The organism is Allobosea sp. 05T422_2 (assembly GCF_056396265.1).
Genome location: NZ_JBFTLD010000021.1, coordinates 38,145 through 52,041, shown reverse-complemented (window position 1 = coordinate 52,041; position 13,897 = coordinate 38,145). Strand labels below are relative to the sequence as shown.

Here is a 13,897-nt window from a genome sequence, read left to right as displayed (position 1 = left end):
GTTTTAGCGGGGGCAAGCACAGAGCTCGCAAGAATTGTGCGGCCGGAGCGCAGGCTCAACTGTATCCGGCCCCACAGAATAGGCAGCTCGAAGCAAGCGCAGACCGCTTCTTTACGGCCCGGGCTGCGCGTCATACGCTCGGCGCGCCGGGGAGCCGTACATGACCTATTCGCAAGCGGGCGTGGGATACAGGATTCGTCGTTTGGGCCGGGGCTCGCTCCTGTCGCCTCGCATGCGTTACGCGGCAATCGTCGCTGCAATCATGGCCGCTGCGCTTGCGGGCGCCTGCGCCTCGCGGCCCGAAACGGGGTTCCTGGCCCCCGTTGCAGCAGTCGAGGCCGGGTCGACCTCTCACACCATACTGGTCGCCACCACCCGCCAGCGCGACGAGCGGCCAGGGACGCTCTTCAACGGCGAGCGTGCCATGCCGCTCGATTTCGCCAAGATCGAGGTCTCGGTTCCGCCAACGCACACACCTGGCGAAATCGAATGGGCCTCGACGGCTCCAGGCGATCCGAAGGCCAATTTCGTCGTGCGCCAGGCCGGCTACCTCGACGGAGAGCAGGCCTTCATCAGGGCGCTCAACGCCCAGCTCGCCTTGCGCCCACGCGGGAGCCGCAACGTTGTGCTCTTCATCCATGGCTACAACACCATGTTCGCGGAAGGGCTCTACCGCTTCGCCCAGGTCATGCACGATTCCCAGGCCCCCGCCGTACCGGTGTTGTTCACCTGGGCATCGCGGGGGGCGCTGACACAATATGTCTATGACTCGAACAGCGCGACGGCAGCGCGCGACAACCTCGAACGGACGATCCGGCTGCTCCTGGCCAGCAACGCTGAAAAGGTCAATATCCTGGCCCATTCCATGGGCAACTGGGTGACTGTCGAAGCCCTGCGCCAGATCAAGATCTCAGGCGGGCTCGCCGGCGCCGAGAAGATCGATATTGTCATTCTGGCGGCGCCCGATATCGACATCGACGTCTTCAAGACGCAGATGCGGCGCTTCGGAAAACCAAAGAAGCCGTTCTTCATCGTGTTGTCCAAGGACGACAAGGCGCTGGGTGCATCGAGTTTCATCGCAGGAGGCCAGGGCCGCGTCGGAGATGCCCAGAATGCGGAGGAGCTGGCGCAGCTTGGCGCCGTTGTCCTCGACATGACCGACGTCAAGGCCACCGATTCGAGCAATCACGGCAAGTTCGCGCAATTGGCGGAGATCGCGCCTCAATTGAAGAGCACGCTGGAGCGCGGTGTCGGCAGGCAGGCCCGCGCGTCGGAGAATGCGCGTGAGGCTCTGGGCGACTCGCTGGAAGCGATCGTCTCGGTGCCCCTCAAGATCCTGGGCGCACCGATCAAGATCATAACCGGACGGTAAGCCCGCAGCGCCAGAAGACCTGTTCGACGCGGCCGCGGGATCAGCGCGCCACGGCTTGCGAGCATGCAAGCCGCTTTCCTCACGTCGGTTGAGCGCTGCGATCAATGGGCAGCAAGCCGTCGATCTGATAACGCCAGCAGCGTCCCGCCCCCAAGCAGCTTTCCCGCCGATGACCTCTCGCACCGCGACCTTCACCGGATTTGGCGCCATCCTGCTCTGGTCGACGCTGGCTCTGTTCACGGCCATGTCCGGTCGCGTACCGCCGTTCCAGCTCGTCGGCATGACGTTTGCCATCGGCGGCATGCTGATCCTCTGCATCACCGCCGCACGTGGGCAACTGCGCAGGGTTCGGCCGACCTGGGGCTCTTTCGCGCTTGGCCTCTACGGCCCCTTCGGCGACACCGCGCTCTACTATGCCGCGGTCAAGACCGCGCCGGCGGCCGAGGCCAATCTGATCCACTATCTCTGGCCGTTGCTGATCGTGCTCTTCGCGGCGCTGCTGCCKGGCGGCACCCTGAAGCTCCGGCATCTGATCGGGGCGCTGATCGGGCTCGCCGCGACGGCGCTGCTGATCTCGGGCGGGCTCGGCGCAGGCGGCGGGCTCTCGCTCGGACACGGACTTGCCGCGCTTGGCGCCTTCGTCTGGGCGAGCTACTCGGTTCTGTCGCGCCGGTTTGCCGAGGTGCCGTCCGAGAGCCTCGGCGTCACCCTGCTTGGCTGCGCTGTGGCCGCCCTTGCGTGCCACGCGGCCTTCGAGACGACCCTCTGGGAGCTGACGACAGTTGAATGGGCCGGCGCGCTCGGGCTCGGCCTCGGCTCGATCGGGCTGGCCTTCATCTGCTGGGATATCGGCATGAAGCGCGGCGACGTCGCCTTCCTCGGTGTCGCCTCCTATGCCGCACCGGTGCTCTCCACGCTCATCCTCGTGATCGCGGGCTATGCGGCCGCGAGCTGGCTGCTCGCGGCGTCCTGCGCGCTGATCGTGGCCGGGGCGCTGGTCGCGAGCTCCCGCAAGGCCTGAAAGCGCTCAGTTCCGCCGGAGCAACCGCTCGAGATAGTCGAGCTCTTCGAGGGGCCGCGACGGATCGCCGAGCCGACGCCGGAGCTCTTCGAGGATGCGCCGCGCCCGCTGCGTCGCACTTTCATCGGCCCCGGGCACGCGCACGCGGCCATCGGCCCAGTCGCGCTGACGCTGCGGCCGGCCGAGCGGATCGTCACGGCCTCGCTGCTGTGCAGAAGGCCGGCCGGCTGGTTGGCCATCCGGCTCGCCGAAGGCKCCTTCCGTACCGTCGCCGTCACCGGGCTGCCCCTGCATTTGCTGGGCAAGGTTCTGCCCGCCACGGCGCAAGGCATCGAGCGCCTTGCCTTGCGATTCGAGCGCACCCTCGCCCTGCCCCTGGCCGAGCTGGCCTTCGGCCTCGCGCATTGCGTCCTCGGCCTCGCCCAGCTCGCCGGACTCCGGGGCGCCCATGCCGCGCATCCGCCGCTGCAGATCCTGCAGGCGCTCGCGCAGAGCCTGCTGGCGCTGTGACAGCCCCTGCCCTTGGCCCTGCTGCTGACCCTCGGCTCCCTGCTGCCCGTCCTCGCCCTCGCCGTCTTCGCCCTCCTGGCCGGGCTGCTGCTGTCCACGCTGCCCGCGCTGGCCCTGTTGGCCCTGCTGACGCTGTCCTTGGCCAGGGCGCGCCTGCTGTTGGCCAGGGCGTCGGCCCTGCTGCGCCCGGTTCTGACGCTGCTGTTCCTGCTGATAGGTTTCGTCGCGGAGGTTCTGCTGGTCGCGGGTCATCCGGTCGAGATCGCCGAGTGCCTGGTTCATCTCGCGCTGCCGCGGATCCTGCTGGCCGGGCCGCGCCATCTGGAGATTGTTGAGGAGATTGTTCAGCTCCTCCATCAGCCGCTGAGCCTCGGCCATGTCGCCGCGCCGGGAAAGCTCTTCGATCCGGTTCAGCATGTTCTGCAGGTCTCGCGGCGTCACTGAGCGGAAATTCTCCGGCAGTTGCGCCTGGTTCTGGTCGCCATTCTGCTGCTGGCGCTGCATTTGCTGGGCGAGCTCGCGCATGAACTTGTCGAGCGCCCGCCGCATATCTTCGGTCAGCTTGCGGATCTCTTCCTCGGACGCCCCGCGCTCCAGAGCCTGCTGCAGCCGTTCCTGGGCGGCGCGCAGATCGCGCTCCGCATCGGAGAGATCGCCATCCTCGAGCTGGAGCGCCATGCCCCACATCAGGTCGGCGACATCGCGCAACTGGTCGTCATTGGTGGCGCGCCGCAGCCTTTCGCCGATCATGCGCATGCCGAGATAGACGCCGGCCTCCTTCATGAAGCGCCCAGGCTCGATCAGCAGCGCATCCATGGCGAGCTGGACGTGCTTGCGCGCGTCGACATCCATGACGAGCTTGCGTCGCTGCTCGACCAGCGCCTTGGCGAGCGGCTTGGTGAAGGTGCGCTGCGGCAAGACGACCTCGACCGTCTCGCTGCGGCCCTCCTGCCCGGCTTCGTCGCGGGCAACGAGCACCATCTTGACCTTGGCACCGGCCCAGGGATGAGCCGAGAAATCGACCGTGTTCTTCAGTTCTTCCTCGCCGGACGGGGAGGACGGAACGCTGAGCGCCTGTTTCGGCGGCTCGACCAGCGAGCGCCCGCCCGATGGCGGCCCGGTCCGCGAGACGACGACCTCGGCCGAGGCAATGCCGTAATCGTCCTTGGCGCGGAACGTCAGCCCCAGCCCGCCCTGCACCCCGCTGACCGGTTTGGGCGGCTCGACGAAGCTGATCTGGGGCGGCTGGTCCGCAACCGCGGTCAGGGTCAGTGTCGCCTGAGGCGCGCCGCTGCCGGTGATCCTGAGCGTGCCATTGCCGGCCAGCATGTAGCGCTTTTCCAGCACGGCAACAGAGGCCGGCTCGACCGGCTTGCCATCCTTCGTCTGCGGCGGCGGCAATACGTCGAGCCGGCCCGTGGTCACGACATCCATGCCGCTCTTGCCGGCAATGCGAATCACCACGGTCGATTTTTCCGGCGCGGTGAAGGCGGTGCCGTGCAGCCGGGCGAAATCGATCAGGATCGGCGGCAAGCGGGTATAGGCGGGCGGATCGATCCAGGCATCGATCCTGGCGGCGGCAACCGGCGCCGACGGACCGCGCCAGTCGAAGGCAGCCGAGATACGGGATCCGGCCTCGTGGCCAGCGACGAAAAAGGCGGTGACGGCCGCAAGCAGCGGCACGGCGCGAATGGCAAGCCGGTCGCGCATGGCCATGCGTGGCCGCGGCGGGGCGACCCGCAAACCAGCGATCTGCGCGCCCTGGCGCTCGACGTGAAGCTTCCACAGCGCCTGGGAAACCGGATCGTTCGAACCGACGGCGAGACTGTCCTCCAGCGCCGAGGCCGGGCGATGCGCCCCTTGCAGCGACTGGTCAAGCCGCGCCAGCGCATCGCGCCGTGACGGCAAGGGCGTGCGAACAACGTACCAGATGCTGGCAGCCAGCGCAGACAAGAAGAGCACGACGCCCATGGCGCGGCCCTGCCAGGGCAGGTGCGTCCACAGCCCGAGCCAGGACAGCGCCAGGAACGTGAGGATGACTGTCGCGGGCAACCAGAGCCGGGGCCAGAGGCGCTCCCAGGCAAGCGAGGCGCGGGACACCGCGGCCAGCCTGCCAAGGCGCTGGCGGATGCTCCCGATCGGATCAAGCGCCATGCGGCGCTGCGCCTCTTTCATGCCGTCGCTCCGAGCCGCCCCCGCTCCGCGTGAACCCCACCAAGTAACAGCACGCTATCACGTGAATATGGCAAGGCCAGAGTGCAGCCCTGTCACACACAGGCCGCTCCGCGTTTCGTGAACCGCAGGCTCAGGCCAGCCAGGGCGGTGCACGATCCGTGCCGATCAGGTCTTCATAGCTCTGGCGCGGGCGCGTCACGGCAAATTCGGCACCCTTGACCAGCACTTCGGCGACCAGCGGGCGCTGATTATAGGTCGAAGACATGCTGGCGCCATAGGCCCCCGCTGTCATGAAGGCGATCAGATCGTGCTGTTTCAGCTCCGACAGCAGGCGATCGGTGGTGAATGTGTCGCCCGATTCGCAGATCGGTCCGACCACGTCATAGGCAAGCTTGCGCATATCGGCAGCAGGCTCGGCCACCGGCCAGATCTCGTGATAGGCCTCGTACATCGCCGGCCGCAGCAGGTCGTTCATCGCCGCATCGACGACGAGAAACTGCTTGGTGGGCCGCGAATTGAGATGCAACACCTGCGTCAGCAGGATGCCGGCATTGCCGACGATCAGGCGGCCAGGCTCGAAGCCAAGCTCGACATCGAGCCCCTTGGTGACGCGCCCGACCATGGCCGCGTAATCCTCGATCAGGCTCGGACCGTGATCGAAATCCTTCGGAATCTCGTAGGGAATTCCAAGGCCTCCGCCGAGATCGAGCCGGTCGACCCGGTGCCCCTCCGCCCGCAGGCTGCCAACGAGGCCGACCATCTTGGCATAGGCCGCCTCAAAGGCCTCGGTCTCGCGGATCTGACTGCCGATATGAACTGCCAGCCCCATCATCCGGACACCCGGCATATTGGCGGCGCGTGCGTAGAGCCGGCTCGCCTCCTCGAAGGAAACGCCGAACTTGTTGGCGGCAGAGCCGGTGGTGATCTTGGCGTGGCCGCCGGCACCGACATCGGGATTGACGCGGAAGACAGCCTCCTGGCGCTTGCCGAGCCTTGCCGCCACCTTCGACAACAGGTCGAGCTCGCTCTCCGACTCGATATTGATCTGGAAGATGCCCGCCCCGACTGCGAAAGCGAGTTCGCTCTCACTCTTGCCGACGCCGGAAAAGACGATCTTCTCGGGAGCGAAACCGGCGGCAAGTGCCTTGCGCACTTCGCCTTCCGAGACGGTATCGGCCCCCGCGCCGAGCGCGGCCAGCGTCTTCAGGACACCGAGATTGCCGTTCGCCTTGACGGCATAGAAGACATGCGGCGCCGGCCCCGCGGGATCGATGCCACGCATTGCGCTGCGGCTTGGCGATCGGCGAAGTCGTGGTCTCCGGCACGCGGTTCTCGACCGCGCCGATGTCCTCGTCAGGCAGGTCGAGGGCGTTGGTCGCGTTCGGCGGCGCTTCGAGCGGTCCCTTGCGGCCGCAGGCAGTCAAAGCGAGACCTAGCAGGCCGGCGACCACGATGGCGCGGCCGAGTTTCAGGCGGGGGTGCAGCACGAACGGGAATCCTCGGGCAATATGTGACGGGGACTGTAGCGAAAGGCGCGCGCGCTTGCGAGCCTTTGCAGCGACGGAGCGTCATTCCCAGGGCAGAGTGCAGGGCCGCCCCGGGAATCTCCTGCGGTCATGCCCGGGTTGTGCCCGGGCATCTCCCCCGAATTGTCACTGCTGCTCCTTGGCGAGCTGCCTCAGCCAGCGCTTGGCCTGACGACGGACATTGGCCGGCGCCGTGCCGCCATAACTGACACGGCTCTTCACCGACTGCTCGACGCCGAGCACGGCGAAGACAGCCTCGGTAATCTTCGGCTCGACGTCCTGCATCTCGGCGAGCGTCAGCTTCTCCAGCCCGACGCCCCTGGCAGAAGCGACGCCGACCAGCTTGCCAGTGACGTGATGCGCATCGCGGAACGGCATCTTCAGAACCCGAACCAGCCAGTCCGCAAGGTCGGTCGCGGTGGCGTAGCCGAGGCCCGCGGCGTTCTTCATCACCTTCAGGTTGGGCTCCATGTCGCGGACCATGCCCGACGTGGCGGCAAGGCACAGCGAGAGCGACTGCAGCGCATCGAAAGTGCCTTCCTTGTCCTCCTGCATATCCTTGGAATAGGTGAGCGGCAGCCCCTTCATCATCGTCAGCAGCGCCTGAAGATGCCCGAAGACGCGTCCCGCCTTGCCGCGCACCAGCTCGGCGGCGTCGGGATTGCGCTTCTGCGGCATGATCGAGGAGCCGGTCGAGAACTTGTCCGAGAGCTTGACGAAGCCGAACTGGGGCGTCGCCCACAGCACGATCTCCTCAGCGAAACGCGAGAGATGCATGGCGCAGATCGAGGCCGCCGCGAGTGTCTCCAGTACGAAATCGCGATCCGAAACCGAATCCAGTGAATAGGCGGTCGGCCTGGCAAAGCCGAGCGCCTTGGCCGTGTGGAAACGATCGATCGGGAAGGAGGTGCCGGCAAGCGCCGCAGCGCCGAGCGGGCATTCGTTGAGGCGCTCGCGCGCATCATGGACACGACCGCGGTCGCGCGCCAGCATCTCGACATAGGCGAGCATGTGATGCCCGAACGTCACCGGCTGCGCCGACTGCAGATGCGTGAAGCCCGGCATCACCGCACCGGCATGGGCCTCGGCCTTCTCGGCAAGAGCCAGTTGCAGGTCGGCGATCTGCCGATCGAGCGTTTCGAGCGTATCGCGCACCCACAGGCGCATATCGGTCGCGACCTGATCGTTGCGCGAGCGGGCCGTGTGCAGACGGCCCGCCGCAGCGCCGATCCGCTCCTTGAGATTGCTCTCGACATTCATGTGGATGTCTTCGAGCGCGCGCGAGAACGTGAACGTGCCGGCCTCGATCTCGGCCTMGATCGCCTTGAGCCCTGCGCTGATCACGTTCACATCTTCACGGGTCAGGATGCCGGTCTCGCCCAGCATCGCCGCATGCGCCAGCGACCCGCGGATATCCTGGCGCCACAGGCGCTGGTCGAAGTCGATGGAGGCATTGATCTCCTCCATGATGGCATCCGGCCCCGTGGCGAAACGCCCTCCCCACATGCGATTGCTCACGACGCTCTTTCCTGCTTTTTGGACGCGCAATGACGTCTCGTTCAAAAACATTTGCCGCCTTCGGCGCTCTCGCCTTGATTGCACTCGGCGGCGTCGCGGCCTTCTACTCTGTCCAGGGCCGGGCCGGCAATTCGGGATCATGCTCGGCGGCGGCAGCGACCGCTGAAAAACTGCGACCGTTGGCACGCGGCGAACTTGCGGCCGTGGAGGTTGCAAAAGCACCGCAGCCCTTGCCAAACCTCGCCTTCAACGGCCCCGACGGCMAGCCGACAACATTGTCAGCCTTCAAGGGACGGACCGTCCTGGTCAATCTCTGGGCGACATGGTGCCTGCCCTGCCTGCATGAGATGCCGTCGCTGGACGCGCTGCAGGGCAAGCTCGGCGGCCAGGATTTCGCGGTGGTGGCGATCAATATCGACACCCGGAACCTCGAGAAGCCGAAGACCTGGCTTGCCGAGCGCAAGATCGACCAGCTCGGCTATTACGCCGATCCGGAGGCCAAGGTCTTCCAGGATCTGCGCTCGGCCAAAAAGATCGAAGGCATGCCGGTCAGCTTCCTGGTCGACCCGTCGGGCTGTGAACTCGCGATGCTCCAGGGCCCTGCCGACTGGGCCAGCCAGGACGCGCTCTCCTTCATTCGCACGGCGCTCGGACGCTGAGCCGCCGCGGTTTGCCTGATCGCGCGCTCTGCTCCATATCGTTGCGGCATGAGCTACACGATCGGCCTCGCGACCACCTTCCACGATCCTGCGATCGCGATCGTTGGCCCCGATGGCGAGGTGCTCTTCGCCGAGGCGACCGAGCGCTACCTGCAATATAAGCGCGCACCGAACTGCGAACCCGATTCCGCACCGCGGATGGAAAGCCTGCTCAAGCGCTACATCCCGGCAGGCGCTCCGGTACAGATCGCGACGAGCTGGAGCGGGGAGTTCACCGGGTTCCTCGAGCAGATGAGCCGGACCGGCGCCTTCACGATCGATGAACTGCTCAAGCTCTCCCCCGAGCTCAACCGCTCGCTGGTGCCGGAGCGCTCCGAGCGGGCCTTGATCGCCTCGCTGCATCTCGGCCAGCAGCGCGCCGGCCTAGGCACTCTGCTCGGGCTCGACCGCGCCTTCGGCAAGGCAAATGTCACCGGGATCAAGCGCTATGGCCACCATCTCGGTCACGCGGCCTATGCCTGTTGGTCGTCGCCCTTCCGCGATGCCGCCTGCCTCGTCGTCGACGGCATGGGCGAGACAGGGGCCTCGGCCATCCTTACGTTGCGCGATGGCGAGATCAGCGAGGTGAAGCGTCACCGCGGGCGCGAGTCGATCGGCTTCTATTTCGGCCTCGTCACCGACCTGACCGGCTTCGACCAGGCGAAGGGCGAGGAATGGAAGATCATGGGGCTCGCGCCCTATGGCAAGCAGGATGCCGGCTTGCTGGCGCTGCTGCGACGCCTCTATCGGATCGAGGAGAACAAGCTTTCCTTCGCGGATACCGCAACCATACGCGCGGTCTCCGCCGAGATCCTGGCGCGGCGGCCCACTGATGCGCTCGACCAGGGCTGGGCCGACCTTGCCCGCTGCGGCCAGGATGTCTTCGCCGAGATGATGGCGGCTCTGCTGGCTGAAGCTGCCGCATTGGTGCCCTCCGAGAATCTGGTGCTGTCAGGCGGCTGCGCGCTCAACTCCTCGTTMAACGGCAAGATCGTCGGCCGCCACGGCTTCAGCCAGGTCTTCGTACCCTCCGCTCCCGCCGATGACGGCAATGCCATYGGSGCGGCCTGGCTCGCCCATGCCGAGGCGCATCCGGACTGGCGYGCGCCGAAGGGCCCGMTGACGCCCTATCTCGGCTCGCGCGTCTCGACCGAGCCGCTGGAGCGCATGGCGGCCTGGGAGCCTCGCCTGAAGCGTCTCGCACCCAAGGAGGTTGCCCCGGTGACGGCCCGGCTGCTTGCCGAGGGCAAGCTTGTCGGCTGGGTCCAGGGCAAGGCCGAGTTCGGCCCACGTGCGCTCGGGAACCGCTCGATCCTTGCCGATCCTCGCCCGGCCAACGCCAAGGATCTGCTCAACGCCAAGGTCAAGTATCGCGAGGCCTTCCGCCCCTTCGCCCCGTCGATTCTCGCCGAACACGGCACGGACTGGTTCGAGAACTACCAGGACTAGCCCTATATGGAGCGTACGCTGGTCTGGAAGCCGCCGGTGCGCGGACGCGTCCCCGCCGTGGTTCATGAAGATGCGACTGGCCGGCTGCAGAGCGTCACAGCCGACCGCAACGAGCGCTATCACGCGCTGATCTCAGCCTTCCATGCCATCACCGGCGTTCCGGTGATCCTCAACACCTCTTTCAACATCATGGGTAAGCCCATTCTGCACACGGCAGAGGATGCGATCCTGATGTTCTATACCAGCGGCCTTGATGCGCTGGTCGTCGAGGACTGGCTTTTGGTGAAGTAATCGCCTGGGCTGATCGATCTCATCAGCAAGTGCTGGCGGCGCAGCATCGCCGGTCGCATGATCTMTCCGCCGTGTCTGGAGAATGCCATGCTGCAACTTCGCCCGAACTGTGAATGCTGCGACCGTGACCTGCTGCCCGAGGCGCGCGACGCGATGATCTGCACCTTCGAATGCACCTTCTGCGCCGACTGCACCGAGACGCGCTTCAACGGCGCCTGCCCGAATTGCGGCGGCGAACTGGTGCGCAGGCCGATCAGGCCCGCCGACAAGCTGGAAAAATACCCGCCCTCACAGGAACGGATCCGCAAGCCCCACCCGGAATGCGCCGCGGCCTGAAGGCTACGACGCAGCTCCGCGGACGGGTCCGGACGAGCCTCAGCTCGCCTGCTTGACGGTGATGCCCTTTTCTTCGAAGAGCGCCTGCAGCTCGCCGGCCTGGAACATCTCGCGGGTGATATCGCAACCGCCGATGAACTCGCCCTTGACGTAGAGCTGCGGGATGGTCGGCCAGTTGGAATAGGCCTTGATGCCCTCGCGGATCTCCTGGTCTTCCAGCACGTTCACGCCCTTGTAGGGCACGCCGAGATAACCGAGGATCTGGGCGACCTGCCCGGAGAAACCGCACATCGGGAACTGGGGCGTGCCCTTCATGAAGAGCACCACGTCGCTGGACTTCACTTCGGCGTCGATACGGGCGTTGACGTCGCTCATCGGTCTTCTCTCCTGAGGCGGGGTCAAGGCCCGCTGGTCATCTCTACTAATTCTGGGGAACCGTCGTCGTCAGCGCAAGGGCGTGCAGCACGCCGCCCATGCGGCCTTGCAGCGCGGCATAGACCATCTGGTGCTGCTGAACCCGGCTCTTGCCCTTGAAGGCGGCCGAGGTCACGGTCGCCGCGTAGTGGTCGCCATCGCCGGCGAGATCCTTGATCTCGATCACCGCGTCCGGCAGCGCCGCCTTGATCATCGCCTMGATATCGTGCGCGTCCATCGCCATGATCGTGTCTCCTTACGCGCCCTTGGCCGACATATAGGTCGGGAACCAGTCCTCATGCGCCTTGTCGAGCGCGGTCAGCGCCACCGGMGCCTCGCCCGGCAGCGCAAGAGCGTTTCCGCCAGTCCGGCCGATGAGAGCGGCAGGCACGCCGGCCGCCCTGGACTCGGTCAGCAGCCCCTCGACGGCACTCGACGGCACGGTGACGAGATACCGCGCCTGATCTTCACCGAACAGGACGGCATGGGCCGGCCCCGCGGGAAGCTGCGTCACGGTCGCGCCGACGCCGCCGGCAAGCGCCATCTCGGTCAGGGCAACCGCGAGGCCGCCATCCGACAGATCATGGCAGGCGCTGACGCGGCCGCCCGTGATCAGCGCGCGCACGAATTCGCCATTGCGGCGCTCGATCGCGAGATCGACCGGCGGCGGCGCGCCTTCTTCCCGGCCGCAGATGGTCGCGAGATAGGCCGACTGGCCGAGCCAGCCGGAGGTCTCGCCGATCAGGATGATGCTCTCGCCTTCGGCCTTGAAGCCGACAGTCGCGTGCTTCGTCACGTCGGCCAGAACACCGACGCCGCCGATCGTCGGGGTCGGCAGGATCGAGATGCCATTGGTCTCGTTGTAGAGAGAGACGTTGCCGGAGACGACCGGGAAGTCGAGCACCTTGCAGGCCTCGCCGATACCCTTGATGCAGCCGACAAGCTGGCCCATCACCTCAGGGCGCTCGGGATTGCCGAAATTCAGGTTGTCGGTGATGGCGAGCGGCGTCGCACCGACGGCGGTAAGGTTGCGCCACGCTTCGGCGACCGCCTGCTTGCCGCCCTCGAACGGGTCAGCTTCGCAATAGCGGGGCGTCACGTCGGCGGTCATGGCAAGGCCCTTCGGCCCCTCCTCGATGCGAACGATGCCGGCATCGCCGCCGGGCGTGACCACCGAGTTTCCGAGGATCAGCGTGTCGTACTGCTCATAGACCCAGCGCTTCGAGCAGAGATCCGGCGAGCCGACGAGCTTCAGCAAGGCATCCGCGTTCGACATGGGTGGCTTCACCGCAGCCGCCTCGATGATCGCCAGCTTCGGTGTCTCGATCCAGGGCCGGTCATATTCGGGAGCCTCGTCGCCGAGTTCCTTGATCGGCAGGTCGGCCATGGTCTCACCCTGGTGCTTCACGACGAAGCGCAAGGTGTCGGTGGTCTTGCCGACAACGGCGAAATCCAGACCCCATTTCCTGAAGATCGCCTCGGCCGGCTCCTCATGACCCGGCTTGATCACCATGAGCATGCGCTCCTGGCTCTCCGAGAGCATCATCTCATAGGCGCTCATCTGGTCTTCGCGGCAGGGCACCGCGTCGAGATCGAGTTCGACGCCGAGGTCGCCCTTGGCGCCCATCTCGACGGCCGAGCAGGTCAGTCCGGCTGCGCCCATGTCCTGGATGGCGTCGACATGGCCTGCCGCCATGATCTCGAGGCAGGCTTCCAGCAGCAGCTTCTCGGCGAAGGGATCGCCGACCTGCACGGTCGGGCGGCGTTCCTCGCCGCCATCGCCGAAGGCGGCCGACGCCATGGTCGCGCCGTGGATGCCGTCGCGACCGGTCTTGGATCCGAGATAGACGATCGCCTTACCAACACCCGACGCCTTGGCGTAGAAAATCTCGTCGGTCTTGGCGAGGCCGACCGCCATCGCGTTGACCAGGATGTTGCCGTCATAGCGCGTGTGGAAGCCGACCGCGCCGCCGACCGTCGGGACGCCGAAGGAATTGCCGTAGCCGCCGATGCCGGCAACGACGCCCGAGACAAGATGCCGGGTCTTGGGATGCGAAGGATCGCCGAAGCGCAGCGCATTCAAGGCCGCGATCGGGCGTGCGCCCATGGTGAAGACGTCGCGCAGGATGCCCCCGACACCGGTCGTCGCGCCCTGATAGGGCTCGATGAACGAAGGGTGGTTGTGGCTCTCCATCTTGAAGACCACCGCAAGTCCGTCGCCGATATCGATGACACCGGCATTCTCGCCCGGGCCCTGGATCACCCAGGGCGCCTTGGTCGGCAGCGTCTTCAGATGGATCTTCGAGGATTTATAGGAGCAATGCTCGTTCCACATCGCCGAGACGATGCCGAGCTCCGTGATCGTCGGTTCGCGACCGATCAGGTGGAGGAAACGCTGATATTCGTCCGGCTTGAGGCCGTGCTCGGCCACGAGTTGCGGAGTGATCTTGATCTCGTTGGGAATCACGGCTCGCCTGGTCCCTGATCGCGGACGCCCGGCCCGCCTCTGATGCGCGGGGCATAACCTGCTTGTCCGCCGGAGACAACGCATTCCCGCCGATCAATGCCATGCAGGCGTGCATTCGCG

10 protein-coding genes and 2 pseudogenes are annotated in these 13,897 nt (G+C 66.2%); 5 read left to right on the top strand and 7 right to left on the bottom strand.

Annotated elements, in window-relative coordinates:
- Positions 1-232: 232 nt before the first annotated feature.
- Both AC1DJT_RS06410 and yddG read left to right on the top strand, forming a co-directional pair.
- Positions 233-1,372, top strand: coding sequence for an alpha/beta hydrolase (locus AC1DJT_RS06410; protein ID WP_441504373.1), 1,140 nt, complete (start codon positions 233-235; stop codon positions 1,370-1,372).
- A gap of 169 nt (positions 1,373-1,541) precedes the next feature.
- On the top strand, positions 1,542-2,393 hold the full coding sequence (gene yddG, locus AC1DJT_RS06405) for an aromatic amino acid exporter YddG (RefSeq protein WP_441504372.1): 852 nt from the start codon (positions 1,542-1,544) through the stop codon (positions 2,391-2,393).
- 6 nt (positions 2,394-2,399) lie between these two features.
- Here the strand turns inward: yddG and AC1DJT_RS06400 are convergent, their stop codons facing one another.
- The 4 genes and pseudogenes from AC1DJT_RS06400 to argH form a co-directional block, all read right to left on the bottom strand.
- The gene (locus AC1DJT_RS06400) at positions 2,400-5,078 is read right to left on the bottom strand and encodes a TIGR02302 family protein (protein ID WP_441504371.1); all 2,679 of its coding nucleotides are present in this window, start codon (positions 5,076-5,078) and stop codon (positions 2,400-2,402) included.
- A gap of 130 nt (positions 5,079-5,208) precedes the next feature.
- The gene (gene lysA / locus AC1DJT_RS06395; protein ID WP_476833742.1) at positions 5,209-6,360 is read right to left on the bottom strand and encodes a diaminopimelate decarboxylase; all 1,152 of its coding nucleotides are present in this window, start codon (positions 6,358-6,360) and stop codon (positions 5,209-5,211) included.
- Positions 6,361-6,472: 112 nt separating this feature from the next.
- Positions 6,473-6,529 (bottom strand): annotated as a pseudogene (gene lptM, locus AC1DJT_RS06390) (LPS translocon maturation chaperone LptM); the annotation flags it as partial.
- A gap of 201 nt (positions 6,530-6,730) precedes the next feature.
- Positions 6,731-8,122, bottom strand: coding sequence for an argininosuccinate lyase (gene argH, locus AC1DJT_RS06385; RefSeq protein ID WP_476833741.1), 1,392 nt, complete (start codon positions 8,120-8,122; stop codon positions 6,731-6,733).
- A 29-nt stretch (positions 8,123-8,151) separates the two neighbouring features.
- On the opposite strand from argH, the gene tlpA reads away from it, so the two are divergent.
- The 3 genes and pseudogenes from tlpA (at position 8,152) to AC1DJT_RS06370 (ending at position 10,896) form a co-directional block, all read left to right on the top strand.
- A complete protein-coding gene (gene tlpA, locus AC1DJT_RS06380) occupies positions 8,152-8,781 on the top strand; it encodes a thiol:disulfide interchange protein TlpA (protein ID WP_476833740.1) in 630 nt (209 codons plus the stop codon).
- Between the two features lie 48 nt (positions 8,782-8,829).
- Positions 8,830-10,560: pseudogene (locus AC1DJT_RS06375) on the top strand (carbamoyltransferase family protein).
- Positions 10,561-10,647: 87 nt separating this feature from the next.
- On the top strand, positions 10,648-10,896 hold the full coding sequence (locus tag AC1DJT_RS06370) for a DUF1272 domain-containing protein (protein WP_441487946.1): 249 nt from the start codon (positions 10,648-10,650) through the stop codon (positions 10,894-10,896).
- Between the two features lie 39 nt (positions 10,897-10,935).
- Here the strand turns inward: AC1DJT_RS06370 and grxD are convergent, their stop codons facing one another.
- The 3 genes from grxD to purL are packed head-to-tail and all read right to left on the bottom strand — an operon-like array spanning position 10,936 to position 13,774.
- Positions 10,936-11,271, bottom strand: coding sequence for a Grx4 family monothiol glutaredoxin (grxD, locus tag AC1DJT_RS06365; RefSeq protein ID WP_043233156.1), 336 nt, complete (start codon positions 11,269-11,271; stop codon positions 10,936-10,938).
- Positions 11,272-11,317: 46 nt separating this feature from the next.
- Entirely contained in the window at positions 11,318-11,554 is a 237-nt protein-coding gene (locus AC1DJT_RS06360) for a BolA/IbaG family iron-sulfur metabolism protein (RefSeq protein ID WP_476833739.1), read from the bottom strand.
- Positions 11,555-11,566: 12 nt separating this feature from the next.
- The gene (gene purL, locus AC1DJT_RS06355) at positions 11,567-13,774 is read right to left on the bottom strand and encodes a phosphoribosylformylglycinamidine synthase subunit PurL (RefSeq protein ID WP_476775641.1); all 2,208 of its coding nucleotides are present in this window, start codon (positions 13,772-13,774) and stop codon (positions 11,567-11,569) included.
- Positions 13,775-13,897 lie beyond the last annotated feature (123 nt).